The 20,690-nt window shown below is 60.1% G+C and carries 14 protein-coding genes; 10 read left to right on the plus strand and 4 right to left on the minus strand.

Going from position 1 to position 20,690, the window contains the following annotated elements; genetic code table 11:
- The first annotated feature begins 122 nt into the window (after positions 1–122).
- The 4 genes from V6Z53_RS17370 to V6Z53_RS17385 all read left to right on the plus strand — a co-directional run bounded on the left by V6Z53_RS17370 (position 123) and on the right by V6Z53_RS17385 (position 7,119).
- On the plus strand, positions 123–1,790 hold the full coding sequence (locus V6Z53_RS17370; protein ID WP_338580833.1) for a VRR-NUC domain-containing protein: 1,668 nt from the start codon (positions 123–125) through the stop codon (positions 1,788–1,790).
- Complete coding sequence (locus tag V6Z53_RS17375; RefSeq protein WP_338580834.1) at positions 1,787–4,066, plus strand: ATP-dependent DNA helicase; 2,280 nt, start codon at positions 1,787–1,789, stop codon at positions 4,064–4,066. The genes V6Z53_RS17370 and V6Z53_RS17375 overlap by 4 nt, the downstream gene beginning before the upstream one ends.
- A gap of 125 nt (positions 4,067–4,191) precedes the next feature.
- Positions 4,192–5,100 carry a zeta toxin family protein gene (locus tag V6Z53_RS17380; RefSeq protein WP_338580835.1) on the plus strand — a complete coding sequence of 303 codons (909 nt, stop codon included), beginning with the start codon at positions 4,192–4,194 and terminating at the stop codon, positions 5,098–5,100.
- Between the two features lie 96 nt (positions 5,101–5,196).
- Positions 5,197–7,119 carry a PAS domain S-box protein gene (locus tag V6Z53_RS17385; protein ID WP_338580836.1) on the plus strand — a complete coding sequence of 641 codons (1,923 nt, stop codon included), beginning with the start codon at positions 5,197–5,199 and terminating at the stop codon, positions 7,117–7,119.
- Here V6Z53_RS17385 and V6Z53_RS17390 read toward each other — a convergent pair.
- The 4 genes from V6Z53_RS17390 to V6Z53_RS17405 form a co-directional block, all read right to left on the minus strand.
- Positions 7,097–8,461 carry a sodium:proton antiporter gene (locus V6Z53_RS17390; protein ID WP_338580837.1) on the minus strand — a complete coding sequence of 455 codons (1,365 nt, stop codon included), beginning with the start codon at positions 8,459–8,461 and terminating at the stop codon, positions 7,097–7,099. The genes V6Z53_RS17385 and V6Z53_RS17390 overlap by 23 nt on opposite strands.
- Before the next feature lie 12 nt (positions 8,462–8,473).
- Complete coding sequence (locus V6Z53_RS17395) at positions 8,474–9,085, minus strand: Yip1 family protein (RefSeq protein WP_338580838.1); 612 nt, start codon at positions 9,083–9,085, stop codon at positions 8,474–8,476.
- 86 nt (positions 9,086–9,171) lie between these two features.
- Positions 9,172–10,029 carry an SDR family oxidoreductase gene (locus V6Z53_RS17400; protein WP_338580839.1) on the minus strand — a complete coding sequence of 286 codons (858 nt, stop codon included), beginning with the start codon at positions 10,027–10,029 and terminating at the stop codon, positions 9,172–9,174.
- 232 nt (positions 10,030–10,261) lie between these two features.
- Positions 10,262–11,416, minus strand: a complete 1,155-nt coding sequence (locus tag V6Z53_RS17405) for a PatB family C-S lyase (protein ID WP_338580841.1) — start codon at positions 11,414–11,416, stop codon at positions 10,262–10,264.
- A gap of 292 nt (positions 11,417–11,708) precedes the next feature.
- On the opposite strand from V6Z53_RS17405, the gene fdnG reads away from it, so the two are divergent.
- The 6 genes from fdnG to selB are packed head-to-tail and all read left to right on the plus strand — an operon-like array spanning position 11,709 to position 20,685.
- The gene (gene fdnG / locus V6Z53_RS17410; protein ID WP_338580842.1) at positions 11,709–14,774 is read left to right on the plus strand and encodes a formate dehydrogenase-N subunit alpha; all 3,066 of its coding nucleotides are present in this window, start codon (positions 11,709–11,711) and stop codon (positions 14,772–14,774) included.
- Complete coding sequence (gene fdxH / locus V6Z53_RS17415) at positions 14,775–15,710, plus strand: formate dehydrogenase subunit beta (protein ID WP_338580844.1); 936 nt, start codon at positions 14,775–14,777, stop codon at positions 15,708–15,710. It begins immediately after the preceding gene.
- Positions 15,707–16,369: a formate dehydrogenase subunit gamma gene (locus tag V6Z53_RS17420; RefSeq protein ID WP_338580845.1), complete on the plus strand. Its 663-nt coding sequence runs from the start codon at positions 15,707–15,709 to the stop codon at positions 16,367–16,369. The genes fdxH and V6Z53_RS17420 overlap by 4 nt, the downstream gene beginning before the upstream one ends.
- 3 nt (positions 16,370–16,372) lie before the next feature.
- Positions 16,373–17,299 (plus strand): formate dehydrogenase accessory protein FdhE, encoded by a 927-nt coding sequence (gene fdhE / locus V6Z53_RS17425; protein WP_338580846.1) that lies wholly within the window; start codon positions 16,373–16,375, stop codon positions 17,297–17,299.
- Positions 17,300–17,350: 51 nt separating this feature from the next.
- Entirely contained in the window at positions 17,351–18,781 is a 1,431-nt protein-coding gene (gene selA / locus V6Z53_RS17430) for an L-seryl-tRNA(Sec) selenium transferase (RefSeq protein ID WP_338580847.1), read from the plus strand.
- Positions 18,778–20,685 (plus strand): selenocysteine-specific translation elongation factor, encoded by a 1,908-nt coding sequence (gene selB / locus V6Z53_RS17435; protein WP_338580848.1) that lies wholly within the window; start codon positions 18,778–18,780, stop codon positions 20,683–20,685. Before selA ends, selB begins: the two co-directional genes overlap by 4 nt.
- The last annotated feature ends 5 nt before the right edge of the window (positions 20,686–20,690 follow it).

Consider the following 20,690-nt stretch of genomic DNA (forward strand, 5'->3'; position numbering starts at 1 on the left):
ACGGATCGGCAGAAAGTTCTACGTGCCAAAAAAATTACCTGGCAGCGCTTCCGCCCATCCTTTTCCGATTGCGCCGGGCTGGGCTTGCTGGTATCTGTACGCATAACCAGTACTTGCTCGCCATGGCCCATTTTCCTGTGACTCCAAACCCGCTCGACGATCCATTCTATTACCTGAACAACTTCATGCAAGTGCTTGATTGGCTTGGGCTTCGCTATGCCGATGTACTCAGCGTTGAAGAGCAACGGTTCATTGTCGACTTCAATGGATTGCCGCGCGAGTCCCGGGCGTTGCTGGTCCGGATGGTCATGCGCAAGGGGATTCATTTCCGGGCCAGCAAGCTGCACTACGCCGAAATCGGTGACATCGCCAACGCAGCCAAACCGCTCGTGGCCCTCGGTTGGGTCGATGAACAGCTGCCGTTGTCGGTCGAGACACTGTTCGAGGTATTGCTCAAGGCTGAAGTCGTCCAGTGCCTGGGGAGCGCCATCGACCAGCCCAAAGGCAAGAAGGCCGATTGGCTGCCAACTGTGTGCGAGCTGTTTCCCGAGCCGCGTAGCTTCGGAGACTGGTGTCCCTCGCTGGCGGATCGCCTGTTCAGTCTGACCATCATGGGCCTGTGCGATCGCCTGCGCTTGATGTTTTTCGGCAATCTTTACCAGGACTGGTCCGAATTCGTGTTGGCTGACCTTGGCATCTACACCTACGAGAAAGTCGAATTCTGCTCCGATTCCAGGGGTTTGCGCAGCCGTGAGGACGTGGACGCCTGCATGTTCCTCTATGAATGCCAGCAACACTTCGAGGCCGGTGAAGCGGTGGCTGAGATTGTCGAGCGGATCCACCGTCTGACGCTGATCAATCCCTGGCTGCAAAGGCGTCGCGACAAACTGCTGTTCCAGATGGCCCAGCACTGCGAACGCATCGTTGATTTTTCCACAGCGCTGACGTTGTACCGCCAGTGCGCCTACCCCGGCGCACGCGCGCGAATGATCCGCGTGCTGGAGCGTTGCGGGGAGTACGAATTGGCCCTGGATCTGGCCACTGAGGCGCAACAGTCACCGCAAAGCGCCGCCGAACAGCAGCAATTGCTCCGCGTGTTGCCCCGGTTGCGCCGCAAGCTGGGCGGGCCAGCGATGAAACGTGCGACTCCGCGGGAAATGCTGCGCCTGGACCTGCAACTGCCCAGGACCGATCCGGTGATGTCGGTGGAGTACTACGTTCAGGAGCACTTGTCGGAAGAGTCGGCACCGGTGCATTACGTCGAAAACAGCCTGATCAATTCGCTGTTCGGCCTGCTGTGCTGGCCGGCGATTTTCGCGCCGCTGCCGGGGGCGTTTTTCCACCCGTTCCAGCGCGGTCCGGTCGACCTGCTCAATGAAGATTTCCATGTGCGTCGGGCTGACCTGTTCCAGGCCTGCCTCGGGCAACTCGACGACGGGCGCTATCGGCAGACCATTCGCCAGCGCTATGCCGAGAAATGGGGCGTGCAGTCACCCTTTGTATTCTGGGGTGTACTCAGCGAGGAACTGCTGGAACAGGCCCTCGACTGCTTGCCGGCCGAGCACCTCAAACACTGGTTCAATCGCTTGTTGCTGGACATCCAGGCCAATCGCGCCGGCATGCCCGACCTGATCCAGTTCTGGCCGGAGCAAAAGACCTACCGCATGATCGAAGTCAAAGGGCCGGGGGATCGGCTTCAGGATAACCAGTTGCGCTGGCTGGAGTTCTGCCATGAGCACCGCATGCCGATTGCCGTGTGCTACGTGCAGTGGGCGGAGCAGGACGCTTGAGCTACAACATCGCCGTGCGGGCACTGTGTGAGTTCACCGCCAAGGTCGGCGACCTCGACCTGCGTTTCACCCCGTCACCGACTGCCCTGGAAGGCATTGTCGGCCATCGTACGGTCGCCTCGCGGCGCAGCGAAGGCTACCAGAGTGAAGTGGCCCTCGAAGGCCATTACCAAAGCCTGACCGTCAAGGGCAGGGCGGACGGCTACGATCCCGCGCAAAACTGCCTGGAAGAGGTCAAGACCTACCGGGGCGACTTGAGCAAGCAACCGGACAACCACCGACAATTGCACTGGGCCCAGGCGAAAATCTACGGCTGGTTGATGTGCCGCAAACTGGATCTTGAGCAGATCAATTTGGCGCTGGTGTATTTCGACATCGTCAGCGAAAAGGAAACCTGTCTGGTCGAGTCTTTCAGTGCCCCGCAACTGCAATTGTTCTTCGAGCAGCATTGCGCACGGTTCCTGCGCTGGGCCGAGCAGGAAATGGCTCATCGCGAAGGGCGCAACCGGGCGGCGCAACAATTGGCGTTTCCCCACGCCGGCTTTCGGCCAGGGCAGCGTCATCTGGCCGAATCGGTGTTCAAGGCCGTCAGTACCGGCCGGTGCCTGATGGCCCAGGCGCCGACCGGGATCGGCAAGACCGTTGGCACCCTGTTTCCGATGCTCAAGGCCTTGGCGCCACAGCAATTGGACAAGGTGTTCTTCCTCACGGCAAAGACCCCGGGGCGAAAACTGGCACTGGATGCCGCGCAGGTAATCCTTGATCGCGCCGATGCACCGCCCTTGCGGGTTCTGGAAATGATCGCCCGGGACAAGGCTTGCGAGCATCCCGACAAGGCCTGTCACGGCGAATCCTGCCCGTTGGCCCAGGGTTTCTATGATCGCTTGCCGGCAGCGCGCCAGGCTGCCAGTGAACAGAGCCAGCTCAATCAGAGTGCGTTGAGACAAATCGCGCTCGACCACAAGGTGTGCCCGTATTACCTGAGCCAGGAGATGGCCCGTTGGGCCGACGTGGTGGTTGCCGATTACAACTATTACTTCGACTTCAGCGCGCTGCTGTTCGGATTGGCACAGGCCAATAACTGGAGAGTCGCGGTACTGGTGGACGAAGCCCACAACCTGGTGGAGCGCGGTCGTCAGATGTACAGCGCCAACCTCGATCAAGCGACCCTCAATGCTGTCCGAAAAACCGCCCCAGAAGCGTTGAAAAAGCCTCTGCAAAGGGTCAATCGCGAATGGAACACCCTGCACAATCAGCAACCCGGCGCCTATCAGGCTTATGACAAGGCCCCGGAAAAACTGCTCCAGGCGTTGTCATCGTGCAGCGCCAGTATCGGCGACTACCTGAACGATCACCCGCAAGGACTGGACAGCGCACTGCAGAACTATTACTTCGACATGTTGCAATTCAGTCGAGTGGCCGAGCTGTTCGATGAGAACTTTCTGTTCGATATCAGCAAGCGCGATCAGGAGCGCAAACGAAGTCTCTCGCAGCTGTGCTTGCGCAATGTGGTGCCTGCCGGCTTCATCGGGCCGCGCCTGACGGCAGCGCGCAGCACCGTGCTGTTTTCGGCAACGCTCAGCCCGCGCCACTATTACGCCGATCTGTTGGGGACGCCGGCAAACACCGTGTGCATCGACGTCGAATCGCCGTTTGCCGCCGACCAGTTGCAAGTGCACATCGTCGACCGGATCTCTACCCGTTTCGTCCATCGGCAAGCCTCCGTGGTACCGATTGTCGAGCTGATCGCCAACCAGTTCGGCCAACGGCCAGGCAACTATCTGGCGTTTTTCAGCAGCTTCGATTACTTGCAGCAAGTGGCTCAGGCACTGGCCGAACGGCATCCGCAGATCAACCTGTGGTCGCAATCCCGGGGCATGGGAGAAGAGCAACGCCAGCAGTTTCTCGATCAATTCACCGAAAGCGGCGAGGGCATCGGCTTCGCGGTACTGGGCGGGGCGTTTGGCGAAGGCATCGACTTGCCCGGTGCACGATTGATTGGCGCGTTCGTCGCGACCCTGGGGCTGGCACAACTCAACCCGGTCAACGAGCAGCTGAAACGGCGAATGGCCGCGATTTTCGGTTCCGGCTACGACTACACCTACCTGTTTCCCGGCGTACAGAAAGTGGTGCAGGCCGCAGGACGGGTGATCCGTACGCAGCAAGACCAAGGGGTGGTGATGTTGATCGACGACCGGTTTGGCGAGAGCAAAGTCAGGCAATTGCTGCCGCGCTGGTGGTCGATCGAGTCGACGTTTTCTCCCGCATACCCGTAGGATTATTTACCTTTAAAAACAGCGACATAACTTGATGCAAACGCTCATTTGAACAATTGGCGAACGCACGCTTTATTGAAAGGGCTGGACACCACTGCCCAACTCTTTGATAAGGAAATCAAGACATGTCGCAAGCACCGAGTTACACCTACACCGAAGCGGACGTGACCAAAGCGTTCGATGACATCACGGCCACGTTGTTCACTGATAAAACCGCCGACGCCGTACCCAAACTGCTGATCACCGCAGGATTGCAAGGCTCAGGTAAAACCTACCTGCTGGAAAAAAGCCTGCTGCCGTCTGGGCGCTACGCCAATTATGTTCGTCTGTATTTGCCCGAATACCGAGAAAAGCACCCGCAATACGCCGACATGATCAAACTGGGGGTACTGCACGCGTATACCCATACCGAGAACTTTGTCCGGGAGCTCGGCGCAAAAATCTTCATCGAGGTGTTCACACGCAAATACAACATCATCATGGAGTGTGCGTTCGACAGCATCGACTTTGCCGGTATCGGGACTTACGCCAAACCCGCCGGTTATCAACTGGAAGCCCATATCGTGGGCTGCAATCAAGCGTTCGCTCACCTGTCGAGCATCAAAAGGGCGTTGAAAAGCCTGGAGCAAAAAGAGCTCGAACGGTTTGTCAGCCTCTCGGCGCTGGAAGCGAGCATGAGCAACGCCCAAGCGATCATTCTCGCGTTCGAAACGCTTGCCAAGGCCATCAGCGGTTCGCAGCTCTATTTATACGAGCGTGGCCTTGGGGTGTTGAAAGAACGAACCTTGCGCGGCCACAGCACCTACACCCAAGCAGCCAATGGTGATCTCACCATAACTTCCACCGGGGAGCCGTACTCGTACAACGCCTACAGCGCCATCATCAACAACCACATCTACGCCATGGCGGAGCGTGACGAAATGGTCAAGGAATGCCATCTGGCGCTACTGAAAGCCGGAACTTACGGCAAACAGGTTCCCGACTTTGTCTTCAACGACCTGTACACCTACATCATCAAACACGTATATCGTTAACAGGCTCGATTTGATCAGTAAACTGCCGATATACCGGCTTTTCAAATCGGCAGTTTGTCGCATACTCCAGAAATACAATCATGACGCGAGAACTCAATGAGCGTGGATCGAACCAGGGCGGACGTGAATGATGAAACGCGCTTTCGTCTGCTGATCGATGCGGTGGTCGACTATGCGATCTACATGATTGATCCCGCGGGCATCATCAGCAGCTGGAACGCTGGCGCCAGGCGTTTCAAGGGCTATGAAGAAGCCGAAATTCTCGGTCATCATTTTTCGCAGTTCTACACCGAAGACGATCGCCGTGCCGGTTTGCCCCAACGGGCGCTGGACACGGCGCTTCATGAAGGACGTTTCGAAGGCGAAGGCTGGCGGGTGCGCAAGGACGGCACGCGCTTCTGGTGCCATGTGGTGATCGACCCAATACGCGACGCGTCGGGCACTTTGCTCGGTTTTGCCAAGATCACCCGCGATCTGACCGATCGCAAGATGGCCGAAGAAACCCTCAAGCAAAGCGAACAGCAATTTCGCCTGTTGGTGCAAAGCGTCACGGATTACGCCATCTACATGCTCGCTCCGGATGGATGCGTGACCAACTGGAATCCCGGGGCGCAGCGCATCAAGGGCTACCGGCCTGAAGAAGTCATCGGCCAGCATTTTTCCATGTTCTACACCCCGGAAGATCGGGCCGCCGACGAGCCACAGCGCACGCTGGAGATTGCGGTACGCGACGGGCGTTTCGAGAACAAAGGCTGGCGTCAACGCAAGGACGGCACGCGTTTTTTTGCCCATGTCGTGGTCGACCCGATCTGGGGCGAAACCGGTTTATTACTCGGCTTCGCCAAGATCACCCGCGATATCACCGAGGCAACCCAAGCGCAGCTGGCCCTTGAGCAAACCCGTGAGGCACTGTTCCAGGCGCAGAAAATGCAGGCCATCGGCCAACTCAGCGGCGGGATTGCCCACGACTTCAACAATCTGCTGACCGTGATCCTCGGCAATCTGGAAATTGTCCGCAAGCGCATGCCGGACGATCCGAGAATCGCCCGCTTACTGGAAAACGCCACCCAAGGCGCCTTGCGCGGTGTGTCCCTGACCCAGCGCATGCTGGCATTTGCCAGACGTCAGGAGCTCAAGGCCGAACCCGTCGAGATTCCGGCTCTGGTGCAAGGCATCACCGGACTATTGCGCAGCTCCCTTGGGCCTTCGGTGAAAATCGAAACCTGCTTTTTACCTGAGCCCGAACCCGTCCTGGCCGACGTCAATCAGCTGGAGTTGGCGGTACTCAACCTGGCAACCAACGCCCGCGATGCGATGCCCAATGGCGGAAAAATCGTTATCGGCACTCGCACCGAAGTCGTTCTTGAGCAGCCACATCCATCCCTGGCACCGGGACGTTATGTCTGTCTGAGCGTGACCGATACCGGGGAGGGCATGGACACGATAACGCTGGCATCGGCGATGGATCCGTTTTTTACCACCAAAGGCGTCGGCAAAGGCACGGGCCTCGGGCTGTCGATGGTGCATGGTTTTATCGAACAGATGGGTGGGCGTTTCATCCTCAAGAGCAAGAAAGAAGAAGGCACCACCGCCGAACTCTGGTTGCCCGTGGCCCGGGCAGGATCGGTGGTCGAATCTGTAGTCAAAGAACCGGACGTACCACAGGTTCCGAGATTGAATGTGCTGGTGGTCGATGATGACAATCTGGTGTTGACCAGCACTTGTCTTCTGCTGGAAGACCTCGGGCATCGTGTCAGCATCGCCGAGTCCGGCGCGCAGGCGTTGCGGTTGATCGAAAGCGAGCAGCACTTCGATCTGGTCATCACCGATATGGCCATGCCACAAATGAATGGCGCGCAACTGGCACAGGCCATTCGAATCTTGAAGCCAACGATACCGATCGTCCTGGCGACCGGTTACGCCGAAAGCCTGGAAGGCTTTGCCGCCAGACTCCCGCGCCTGCCCAAGCCCTTTACTCAAGACAATCTGGTGGAAATCATTGCCTTGGCAATGAAGTGAGCTGACGGCTGTGTCGTTCATAACGCGCCAGCATCGGTTGGGTGCTGATGCCGTGCAGCAGAATGCTCAGCGCCACCACCGACAGCGTAAGGTCGGTGCATACGGCGGCCACCGCTGGGGGCAGGTCGTGGTTCAAGGCGTAGAACAGGTAGTAAAAGCTACCGATGCCGCGAATCCCGAACCAGCCGATCAACAGTCGTTGCGGGCCAGTCAGCAAACTCCCCCATGGCACGAGGGCAACACTCACGGGGCGAATCACGCAGAACAGCACCAGGGATATAGCCACCGCGCGCCAGTCCCAGTGGCCAACCAGTACAACTCCGAGCAGGGTTACCAGAAACACCTCCATGGCCCGTTCCACCAGACTGCCGAAGGACAGCATGTCGCCCATCATTATTCCGGCAGCGACCTGGGTGTCCTCCAGGTTTTCCACATCGCCATGTACGGCGGCGCCGGGTTCGACGTTTTGGTGACCGACCACTGGCTGCACCAGGTGCTCGGCCGGGGTGTGCGAATCTCCCGTTGTTTTGACCTCCGCCCGGCGCAACCCCAGACCGGCAGCGAATACCGACAGAAAGCCATAGCCATGAACTGATTCGGCGGCGACATACGCCAGCGCAATCAGGGCGAATGTCAGGTAGTCGTTGGGGGAAAGGGTGCTGTCGGCATTGCGGATGCGCATCGACAGGATCAAACGGCCGATTCCGCGGCCCATGCAGTAACCGATCAGCAAACCGGCGGGCACGGCCCACAACAGGCGTTTGAGCGCCCAGTCATCGAGCCAGGCAAGGGAAGAATCGGGACTCTGTTGCAGAAACAACAAGCCGAGGATGACAAACGGGAAGGCAATGCCGTCGTTGAGCCCGGCCTCACCGGAGAGGCCAAAACGGACAGGGTCGTCATCCTTGGCATCGTTGACTTGCACCAGCGACGCCAGCACCGGATCGGTGGGCGCCAGAATCGCCCCGATCAGCAACGATGGCCCCCACGCCAGCCCGAAGACAAAATGCAGCAACAAACTGACGCCGATGATAGTCAGGACCATCACTGGCCCCGCGAGCCCGTACGCCACTCGCCACTTGCGGTCCTTGAGCGGCAACCGCAGCTTGAGCCCGCAAACGAAAAGCGAAAACAGCACCGCGACTTCCGTCAGGTGCTCCATCCAGAACGTCGCGTCGTTGATGTCCAGCCTGAGCCAACCCAATCCTGCCGGACCGATGGCCACCCCCAGCCCCAGACACACAGCCGATGTGGTCACCGGCATCCAGCGCAGGTATGACGAAGTCAGTGCCAGTGTCAGCAGCACGGCTCCAAGCACCGCGACCCAGACAATGAAGCTCATGGCTTCGGGTCGTCAACCGACGGTGGCGCGAATGTATTCAGGCGTCAGCACGTTAAACCAGACCAGGATCATTTCCACCAGAATGGTGACCAGCACCAGCAACCCGACCCCCCAGACGCAGGCGGAATTGAGCAGACCCTGTTCCTTGCGTTCGTGCATGAATGTTGGCAAGCCCACGAACAGCAGGAACGTTGAGTAGGCCGAAGCCGCCATCAGCACCAGGATGGCCAGCCAGCGACTCGGGTACAGACCGGCGATACCGGCCAGAAAAAACGGCGTCACGGTATAGGCGGCAAAGCCGATGCACTGATTGACTGTCGGCCGGGCGTCGAAAGTGCGCGACATCCAACGGATGAACAGCCCCATCACGGCAACGCCGACCAGAATGCTCACGTACAGCAAGACGCATAGATGCAAGGCGCTTCGGGCGCTGAGCCGGACGGTTTCGTTTTCCGCCAGGCTCCAGCCGACGTAGGTGGTGCCGATGAACAGGCACACCGGTGGAATCAGGGCGAGCAGGATCAAATGGGCGAGGTAGTGGCGCGGATGGGCTTCCTCTTCCTTGCGGATATCCGTCCAGGCGAAGTTCGGTTGAGTGAACAGCTTGACGATAGGTGCGGACATGGCGACCTCCAGATATCGAAGGGCCCGCCATTACCGGGCCCATAAACTGTGGAGCGCCGCAATTGCACCGGGGTTCCATTTTTACGTCAGAGAATCGGCTTGCCTCCGGTTACGCCAAAACGCTGGCCGGTGATGTAGCTGCCTTCATCGGAAGCCAGCAGCACGTAAATCGGCGCCACTTCCACCGGTTGGCCAGGGCGGCCTAACGGGGTATTGGCCCCAAAGTTCTGCACCGTTTCCTCGGGCATGGTCGAGACGATCAACGGCGTCCAGATCGGCCCCGGAGCCACGCTGTTTACGCGGATGTTCTTAGGCCCGAGCATTTGCGCCAGACCGGCGCTGAAGTTGGCGATTGCGCCCTTGGTGGTGGCATAGGCGAGCAGGGTGGGATTGGGAAAGTCCGAGTTGACCGAACTGGTGTTGATGATCGAACTGCCGGACGGCATGTGCTTCAGCGCAGCCTGACAGATCCTGAAAATGGCGGTGATGTTGACGTCGAAGGTCATTACCCATTCTTCATCGGGGATGTCTTCGAGAGTTTCATGGGTCATCTGGAATGCGGCGTTGTTCACCAGAATATCGATGCGGCCGAAGCGCTCGACGGTTTTTTCCACCAGTGCCCGGCAATGCACCTTGTGCGCCAGATCACCGGGCAACAACAGGCATTGGCGGCCGGCCTGTTCGACCCAGCGTGCGGTTTCTTCGGCGTCTTCCTGTTCGTCGAGGTAGGCAACCGCTACATCGGCGCCTTCACGGGCGAAGGCGATGGCGACCGCGCGGCCAATTCCGCTGTCGGCACCGGTAATCAGGGCGATCTTGCCATTCAAACGACCCGAGCCCTTGTAGCTCTGCTCGCCGCAATCGGGATACGGGTCCATCTTGCGTTGCGAGCCGGGCACGGGTTGCTGTTGTTTGGGGAAGGGTGGTTTTGGGTAGTCGTTCATCATCCATCTCCGTTCTCAAGGTTAAGGAGTCAAAGGGTTGACCCTGGCGTTTTGGCTTGAGTTCGGTTGGATTTTTGATGTCCTGGACAGGTCTCAAAAAACACAGAAATCCCAATGTGGGAGCGGGCTTGCTCGCGAAGGCGTCGTGTCAGCCGGCATTTTTGCTGTTTGACACACCGCCTTCGCGAGCAAGCCCGCTCCCACAGGGGATTTCGCTGTTACTGAGGGCTTATCAGGCTTTGAGGTTACGCAAACTACCCTCCATCCGCGCAATCCCTTCTTCCAGCAACGACCGTGGGCAGCCGAAGTTCAGGCGCACGAACTGTTTGCAGTCGTCGCCAAAGTCCAGACCCGGGCTCAGACCGACCTTGGCCTGTTCGAGGAAGAATTGTTGCGGGTTATCCAGCCCCAGCGCCGTGCAGTCGAGCCAGGCCAGGTAAGTGCTTTGCGGCACGTTCATGGTGACGCCCGGCAGGCGGGTGCGCACGGCGTCGACCAGATAATCGCGGTTGCTCTGCAAATAATCCTTCAACTCGGCCAGCCACGGTCCGGCTTCGCTGTAGGCGACGCGGGTGGCTTCCAGGCCCAGCGGGTTGACGCTGTCGACCATGCCGCAACGGGCGTGGTTGACCTTCTCGCGCAGGTGGCGATCCTGAATGATCATGAACGAGGCTTTCAGCCCGGCGATGTTGTAGGCCTTGCTCGCAGACATCAGCGTGATGGTGCGCTGGGCGATCTGCGGGCTCAGGGTTGCCATCGGAATGTGCTGGCGACCGTCAAAGCACAGCTCGGCATGGATCTCGTCGGAGATGATCCAGGCGTCGTGTTCCAGGCAGATGTCGGCGATGGCTTGCAGTTCTGCCCGAGGGAACGCCTTGCCCAGCGGGTTATGCGGGTTGCTCAGCAAGAGGGCGCCGCCACCTTGCAGCGATTGGCTCAGGGTATCCAGCGGCGTGACGTAAGTGCCATCGGCTTGCGGGTCAAAATTCAGCTCGACCTTGTTCAGGCCCCAATGGCCCGGCGCGTGGCGCAGCGGCGGGTAGTTCGGCACCTGCACCACGACATTCTGTTGCGGCTGGACCAGCGCCTTGAGCGCCATGTTGAAGCCCGACTCGACGCCCGGCAGGAAAATCACCTCCTGCGGCTCGACGCGCCAGGCGAACTTGTTCCACAGATCGGCAACGATGGCTTCGCGCAGATTGTCCGGGGCCACGCTGTAGCCGACCATCGGGTGTTCCAGACGCTTTTGCAGGGCCTGGATGATCATCGGCGGTGCGGCGAAATCCATGTCGGCGACCCACATCGGCAACACGTCCGCCGGGTAGCGGCTCCATTTGGTACTGCCGGTGTTGTGGCGGTCGAACACCTGATCAAAATCGAAAGTCATGCGCAGTCTCATAAAAGGCTGGGTTGGAATGCCGACCATGATAATCGCCAATCCCCTGTAGGAGCGAGCCTGCTCGCGAAGCGGAGTGTCCTTCGGCTTTTATGTTGGATGTGCTGACGCCATCGCGAGCAGGCTCGCTCCTACAGAGGTAGGCCAAGGCCGACGGTCGGTTGTCATGGTGAATTCGACAGCCTTGTCTAGAATTCACATGTCGGCAGCCCGTCTGCCGCAACCGTGATTGTCCAGAAGAATCCGGCAAAGCACCGGATCTCCACCTGATCAGGAGTGCACGATGGACCTCAGCCGTCGTCAGTTCTTCAAGGTCGCTGGTATCGGCCTTGCGGGCTCGAGCCTGGGCGCGTTGGGCATGGCCCCCACGTCAGCCTTCGCCGAGCAGGTGCGCCACTTCAAGCTTGCCCACACCCATGAAACCCGCAACACCTGCCCGTATTGCTCGGTCGGCTGTGGGTTGATCATGTACAGCCAGGGCGATGACGCGAAGAATGTCGCGCAAAACATCATCCACATCGAAGGCGACGCCGACCACCCGGTCAACCGCGGCACCCTTTGCCCCAAAGGCGCAGGCTTGCTGGACTTCATTCACAGTCCCGGCCGCCTGCAATACCCGCAGGTACGCAAGCCTGGCAGCACGGAATGGACGCGAATCTCCTGGGATGAAGCGCTTGATCGCGTCGCCGACCTGATGAAGGCCGACCGCGACGCCAACTTCATCGAGAAGAATGAGCAAGGCCAAACGGTGAACCGCTGGCTGACCACCGGGTTCCTCGCGGCATCGGCGGCGTCCAACGAAGCGGGCTACATCACCCACAAGGTCATTCGCAGTCTCGGCATGCTGGGGTTTGATAACCAGGCGCGTGTCTGACACGGCCCGACGGTGGCAAGTCTTGCCCCGACGTACGGCCGTGGTGCCATGACCAACCACTGGACCGATATCGCCAACGCGAATCTGGTTCTGGTGATGGGCGGCAACGCAGCAGAAGCGCATCCGTGCGGCTTCAAATGGGTGACCGAAGCCAAGGCGCACAACAAGGCTCGGCTGATCGTGGTCGATCCGCGTTTTACCCGGACCGCTTCGGTGGCCGACTATTACGCGCCGATTCGTACCGGCACCGACATTGCCTTCATGGGCGGACTGATCAACTACCTGCTGACCGAAGACAAGATCCAGCACGAATACGTGCGCAACTACACCGACGTGTCGTTCATCGTCAAAGCCGGCTATGGCTTTGAGGATGGCATTTTCAGTGGCTATGACGCGGCCAAGCGTCTCTATACCGATAAATCCGGCTGGGGCTATGAACTCGGTGAAGACGGCTTCGCCAAGGTCGACCCGACCCTGCAAGACCCACGCTGCGTCTATCAATTGATGAAGCAGCATTACAGCCGCTACAACATCGAACTGGCGAGCCAGATTTGCGGCATGCCGGTCGATGCCATGCAGAAAATCTGGGAGGAAATCGCCACTTGCTCGCAACCGGGCAAGACCATGACCATTCTGTATGCGTTGGGCTGGACCCAGCATTCGATCGGCGCGCAGATCATTCGCAGCGCGGCGATGGTGCAACTGTTGCTGGGCAACGTCGGCATGCCGGGCGGAGGGGTGAATGCCTTGCGCGGGCACTCCAATATCCAGGGGCTGACGGATCTGGGACTGTTGTCCAACTCATTGCCGGGTTACCTGACGCTACCCGGCGATGCTGAGCAGGATTACGCCGCCTACATCACCAAACGCACGCAGAAACCGTTGCGGCCGGGGCAGCTGTCCTACTGGCAGAACTACAGCAAGTTCCACGTCAGCCTGATGAAATCCTGGTATGGCGCCAACGCTACGGTCGAGAACAATTGGGCCTACGACTATCTGCCGAAACTGGACATCCCCCAATACGACATCCTCAAGGTGTTCGACTTGATGGGCCAGGGCAAGGTCAACGGCTACATGTGCCAGGGCTTCAACCCGATTGCCGCACTGCCTGACAAGAACCGGGTGATGGCGGCACTGGCCAAGCTGAAATGGTTGGTGGTGATGGATCCGCTGGCCACCGAGACGTCGGAGTTCTGGCAGAAGGTCGGTCCGTATAACGACGTGGATAGCGCCGGTATCCAGACCGAAGTGATTCGTCTGCCCACTACCTGTTTCGCTGAAGAGGACGGTTCTCTGGTCAACAGCAGCCGCTGGCTGCAATGGCACTGGAAAGGTGCCGACGGCCCCGGCGAAGCGCGCACCGACGTGCGGATCATGGCCGAGTTGTTCCTGCGTCTGCGTGAGCGTTACCAGGCCAAAGGCGGCAAGTTTGCGGATCCGCTGCTCAAGCTGTCGTGGCCGTATAAAATCCCCGACGAGCCTTCGCCAGAAGAACTGGCCAAGGAAATCAACGGGTCTGCCACCACCGACTTCACCGACGCCACGGGCGCGGCGATCAAGGCCAATGCGCAACTGGCCGGTTTCGGCCAACTCAAGGATGACGGCAGCACGGCGTCCGGCTGCTGGATTTTCTGTGGCAGCTGGACCGAACTGGGCAACCAGATGGCCCGCCGCGACAACAACGATCCGTTCGGCATGCATCAGCATCAGGGTTGGGCCTGGGCCTGGCCGGCCAACCGGCGGATTCTCTACAACCGTGCATCGTCGGACCTGCAAGGCAAACCGTGGGATCCGAAAAAACGCCTGGTGTGGTGGAACGGCAAGGCCTGGGCCGGCACCGATGTGCCGGACTACAAGGCTGATGTACCGCCGGAAGCGGGGATGAATCCGTTCATCATGAACCCCGAAGGCGTGGCGCGATTCTTTGCCGTCGACAAGATGAACGAAGGGCCATTCCCCGAACACTACGAGCCGTTCGAGACGCCCATCGGCATCAACCCGCTGCACCCGAACAACAAGCAAGCCACCAGCAACCCGGCGGCGCGGATTTTCGATTCGGTGTGGGACACCCTCGGCGTGGCCAAGGATTACCCGTACGCGGCGACCAGCTACCGGCTGACCGAGCATTTCCACTTCTGGAGCAAGCACTGCAAGCTCAACGCGATCATCCAGCCGGAACAATTCGTCGAAATCGGCGAGGTGCTGGCCAAGGAAAAAGGCATCGTCGCCGGTGATCGGGTTCGGGTCAGCAGCAAGCGCGGCTTCATCGAAGCGGTCGCGGTGGTGACCAAGCGGATTCGTCCGCTGCAGGTCAACAATCAGGTGGTGCACCAGATCGGCATTCCGCTGCACTGGGGTTTTACCGGGCTGACGCGGCACGGTTACCTGACCAACACCCTGGTGCCGTTCCTCGGCGATGGCAACACACAGACCCCGGAATCCAAGTCATTCCTGGTCAACGTGGAGAAAGTCTAAATGGCCAGCCAAGACATCATTGCCCGCTCGGCCACCACCACTGCCGCACCGTCGGTGCGCGGTGTGGAGGAAGTCGCCAAGCTGATCGACACCACCAAGTGCATCGGCTGCAAGGCCTGCCAGGTCGCCTGCTCGGAATGGAACGAGTTGCGTGACGAAGTGGGTCACAACCTTGGCACCTACGACAACCCGCACGACCTGACCGCCGACACCTGGACGCTGATGCGCTTCACCGAGCACGAAACCGACGCCGGCAACCTGGAGTGGCTGATCCGCAAGGACGGCTGCATGCATTGCGCCGAACCCGGCTGCCTCGCGGCATGTCCCAGCCCCGGCGCGATCATCAAGCACGCCAATGGCATCGTCGATTTCGATCAGGACCATTGCATCGGTTGCGGTTACTGCATCACCGGGTGCCCCTTCAACATTCCGCGTATTTCGCAAAAGGACCACAAAGCCTACAAATGCACGCTGTGTTCGGACCGCGTCGCAGTGGGGCTGGAGCCGGCCTGCGTGAAAACCTGTCCGACCGGCGCCATCGTGTTCGGCACCAAGCAGGACATGAAGGAACACGCCGCCGAGCGCATCGTCGACCTCAAGAGCCGCGGCTTCGACAATGCCGGCCTGTACGACCCCGAAGGTGTGGGCGGCACCCACGTGATGTACGTGCTGCATCACGCCGACACACCGAAAATTTATGCAGGCCTGCCGGCCGATCCGGTGATCAGCCCGTTGGTGGGTCTATGGAAAGGCATCAGCAAACCCTTGGCGCTGCTCGCCATGGGTGCGGCGGTGCTGGCCGGTTTCTTCCACTATGTGCGCATCGGACCGAATCGGGTCGAGGAGGATGAGCACCCGGATCCACCGGATACGTCGGTGCATCAGGTCGATCCGGCAGTGCACACCTTTGATCCACGCGGGGAGGGCAGGCCATGAACAAGACGATCCTGCGCTACACCAGCAACCAGCGCACCAATCACTGGCTGGTGGCGATTCTGTTCTTGATGGCGGGTCTGTCCGGGCTGGCGCTGTTCCATCCGGCAATGTTCTGGCTGACCAATCTGTTCGGCGGCGGGCCCTGGACACGCATCTTGCACCCGTTCATGGGCGTGCTGATGTTCGTGTTTTTCCTCGGTCTGGTGTTTAGCTTCTGGCGCGCCAACTTCTTCATCGCCAATGATCGGCTATGGCTAAAGCGCATTGATCGGGTGATGGCCAACAATGAGGAAGAAGTCCCACCGGTGGGCAAGTACAACGCCGGGCAGAAGTTGCTGTTCTGGACTTTACTGCTGTGCATGCTGGTGTTGCTGTTCAGCGGACTGGTGATCTGGCGTGCCTATTTCAGTGCGTATTTCGGCATCACCAGCATTCGCTGGGCGATGCTGCTGCATGCGCTGGCGGGTTTCGTGCTGATCCTGAGCATCATCGTGCACATCTACGCCGGCATCTGGATCAAGGGTTCGGTCAGCGCGATGATGCATGGCTGGGTCAGCCGCCCCTGGGCGAAGAAACACCATGAACTCTGGTATCGCCAAGTTACCCAGGATGAGATTCGCGACGAAACTCCTAAGCGACCGATCACGAAAAAGGGCTGACCCTTGCCAACCATTCTCGAACCCGGACAAATCGAAGCGGCGGCCAGTTCGCCGCCGTTTCTGCACCTGCCGCCGCACAATCTGTTCACCCTGCGCGCACAACGCCTTGAGCAACTGGCCGTGGATCACCCGCTGGCTGACTACCTGCTGTTGATCGCAGGCTTGTGCCGGGTGCAGCAGCAGATCCTGGACGATCCGCCGCGGAGCGAACCGCTCGACCCGCAACGCATCGAACTGTGCCAGCAACACGGCTTGCCACCGTTTGCGGCGGACAGCCTGACCCGCGAGGACGACTGGCAGCGCTATCTCGACGCCTTGCTGCAACGCTATGCGATGCCGTCTCAGCCTGCTGTCACCGAAGCATTGGCGACGTTGCGCGGCGCCAGTGCGGGTCAACGTCGTGTCTGGGCCGTGGCGCTAGTCAGCGGCCAGTATTCGCTGGTGCCGGCGGCGTTGGTGCCGTTCCTCGGTGCAGCCTTGCAGGCAGCCTGGAGCCATTGGCTGCTGAGCACGCCGAATCTGCAACTCAAGCCCGGCGACAGCCTCAGCCAATGTCCGTGTTGTGGCTCGCCGGCCATGGCCGGGGTGATTCGGAATCGCGGCAAGCACAACGGTTTGCGCTATCTGGTCTGTTCGTTGTGTGCCTGCGAATGGCATGTGGTTCGGGTCAAGTGCGTGTACTGCGAGCAAAGCAAAGGCCTGGAATACCTCAGCCTTGAAGATGATCGCCATGCGGCCAATCAGGCACCGCTGCGGGCCGAAATGTGCCCGAGCTGCAACAGCTATCTGAAATTGCTCTATCTGGAGAACGATGCCCACGCCGAAGCACTGTCGGCGGACTTGAGCAGCCTGATGCTCGACATGCGCCTGGCCCAGGACGGCTATCAGCGTTTGGCACCGAATCTGTTGCTGGCTCCGGGAGACGAATGACCACAGCGTCTACACTCTGGCGCGACGGTCTTTCGAATTCAGGAGCGCCAGATGTCTGCCAGCGGTGCCAGCCCTAACCTGCGTTTGCCTTCCATCGACAGTTTGTTGCGGCACCCGGCGTGCCAGCCTTTGGCCGAACGCTACGGGCGCGATGCGCTTCTGGCAACGTTGCGACAATTGCTCGATGAGTTGCGCGAAGCTGTACAACTGGGGCTGTTGCAGGCGATTGAAGTCAGCCCTGAAGTGCTGGCGGGGCGGGTCGGTGAGCGTCTACAGGTTCAACACCGCAGCCATGTACGCCGGGTGTTCAACCTCACCGGCACCGTGTTGCATACCAACCTCGGGCGAGCGTTATTGCCGGATGAAGCCATAGACGCGGTGCAAATGGCCGCACGCTATCCGCTGAATCTGGAATTTGACCTGCACAGCGGCAAACGTGGCGACCGCGACGATCTGATCGAGGGTTTGATCCGCGAACTCACCGGCGCCGAAGCGGTGACCGTGGTCAACAACAATGCCGCCGCAGTGCTGCTGACCCTCAACAGCCTTGGCGCACGCAAGGAAGGCATTATTTCCCGAGGCGAGCTGATCGAAATCGGCGGCGCCTTCCGCATCCCCGACATCATGGCCCGCGCCGGGGTAAAGCTGCATGAGGTCGGCACCACCAACCGCACCCATGCCCGCGACTACGAAGCCGCCATCGGCCCGCGCAGCGGCTTGATCATGCGCGTGCATGCGAGCAACTACAGCATTCAGGGTTTCACCACGAGCGTACCCACCGCCGAACTGGCGCAATTGGCCCATCAGCACGGTTTGCCGCTGCTCGAAGACTTGGGCAGCGGCAGCCTGCTGGACCTGACACGCTGGGGTTTGCCCGCCGAGCCGACGGTGCGCCAGGCGTTGCTCGATGGCGCGGACATCGTCACCTTCAGTGGCGACAAATTGCTCGGCGGCCCGCAGGCCGGGTTGATTGTCGGGCGCAAAGACTTGATCGCCAAGATCAAGAAGAACCCGCTCAAACGCGCATTGCGGGTCGACAAACTGACCCTCGCCGCCCTGGAAGCGGTGCTGGGTTTGTACCGCAATCCGGATCGACTGGCCGAACGTTTGCCGAGTCTGCGTCTGTTGACCCGGCCACAGGCCGATATTCTTGCTCAGGCCGAACGCCTGCAACCGTCGCTGGCCAAGCTGTTGGGCGAAAACTGGAGCGTCAGCGCGTTGCCCGCGCAAGGGATGATCGGCAGCGGCAGCCAACCGGTGGCGCGTTTGCCGAGTGCCGCGTTGTGCCTGCGCCCGAATACCAGCAAGCGGTTGCGCGGGCGATCATTGCTGGATCTGGAAGCTGCGTTTCGTGCGCTGCCGATTCCGGTGCTCGGCCGTATCGATGACGACGCCTTGTGGCTGGATCTGCGGCAACTGGATGACGAACCTGCGTGGCTGGCGCAACTTGATCAATTGCATGTGGAGGGCCGGGCAGGGTGATTGTCGGCACGGCGGGGCACATCGACCACGGCAAGACTGCACTGCTCCAGGCGCTGACCGGGCAGGCCGGTGATCGACGCCGGGAAGAACGTGAGCGGGGGATGACCATCGACCTCGGTTATCTCTACGCCGCGCTGGAACCGGGCGCGCCTCTGACCGGTTTCATCGACGTGCCCGGTCATGAACGTTTCACCCACAACATGCTCGCCGGGGCGCAGGGCATCGATCTGGTATTGCTGGTGGTGGCCGCCGATGACGGCGTGATGCCGCAAACCCGGGAACATCTGGCCATCGTCGAACTGCTGGGCATTCCACGTGCCGTGGTGGCGATCACCAAGTGCGACCGGGTCGACCCGTCACGGGCGGAAGAGGTGCGCGAGCAGGTCAGCGCATTGTTGGCGCCCGGGCCCTACGCCGATGCGCCGCTGATTGAACTGTCGAGCGTGACCGGGCAGGGCGTCGACACCTTGCGTCAGACGCTATTGCAAGCTCAACACGAAGTCGCGCAACGCAGTATTGAGGGTGGTTTTCGGCTGGCGATCGATCGGGCGTTCAGCATGGCCGGCGCGGGTATCGTTGTCACCGGCACGGCGGTGTCCGGGCAGGTTGCAGTGGGCGAAACGCTTATGCTCGGTCCGCTCGGCAAAACCGTGCGGGTGCGCGGTTTGCACGCGCAGAATCAGGCCGCAGAAGTCGCGGTCGCGGGTCAGCGCGTGGCGTTGAACCTGAGTGGCGAACGGCTGGCGCTGGAGCAGATTCATCGCGGGCAATGGCTCTCGGCCGAGTGGCTGTACGCGCCGACTCAGCGCCTGGATATCGACTTGCGGTTACTGCCGAGCGAACCGCGCGCCTTTGAGCATTTTCAGCCCGTGCATGTGCACATCGGGACCCAGGATGTGTCGGGGCGCGTGGCTTTGCTGGAAGGCTCTAGCCTGGCGCCGGGTGAGCGGATGTTTGCGCAAATCCTGTTGAACGCGCCGGTGCAAGCGGTGAAGGGCGATCCGTTGATCCTGCGCGACCAAAGTGCACAACGCACGCTGGGCGGTGGACGGGTGCTTGATCCGTTCGCCCCCAGCCGACATCGACGCAGCGCTGAGCGTTTGGCGCAGCTAAAGGCATTGGCTGTCAGCAATTGCCTGGAGGATGTGTTGCCACTGTTGTTGGCCAATAGCGAAATCGGGCTTGATCCGCAACGACTTGAGCGCCAGTTCAATTATCCGCGGGGGAACTGGGCACTGCCCGATGACGTGCAACTGATCGAAACACGGCAGGCACCGGTCTTGTTCGGCACTGCCCGTTGGCATGCGTTGCAGGCCGAAGTGGTGCAACACCTGGCGCGTTTTCATGAACTGGAACCGGATCAAATGGGGCCGGATCGCGATCGTTTGCGACGATTCACCGCAAGCGCACTCGATCGCTCGACGTTTCTAAGTTTGCTCGACCATTTATTCGCCAGTGGCGCCATCGCCGCCAGCGGCCCGTGGTTGCATTTGCCTAATCACCAAGTGCGCCTGAGCGAAGCGGACGAAGCCCTCTGGCAAACATTGCAACCCGCGTTCGAGGCGGCGGGGTTCAATCCGCCGTGGGTGCGTGAATTGGGTCACGACGAAGCCGCTGTGCGTACGCTGCTACGGAAAATGGCCCGGTTGGGCTTGCTGCATCAAGTGGTTCGCGACCTGTTTTACACCGCCTCAACGATTCAGCGTTTGGCGGCTATGCTGTTGCAACTGGCCGATGACAATCCGGTGATCGAGGTGGCGGCGTTTCGTGATGCGGTGGGCCTGGGCCGCAAGCGCAGCATCCAGATTCTCGAATACTTCGACCGCCTCGGCCTGACACGGCGAGTTGGCGACCGTCGGCAGATTCGCCACGACAACGCCCTGGCGCGGCGAACAGAGCTCTGATTTCA

Origin of the sequence: Pseudomonas sp. MAG733B (assembly GCF_036884845.1) — a bacterium.
Classification (GTDB): Bacteria; Pseudomonadota; Gammaproteobacteria; order Pseudomonadales; family Pseudomonadaceae; genus Aquipseudomonas.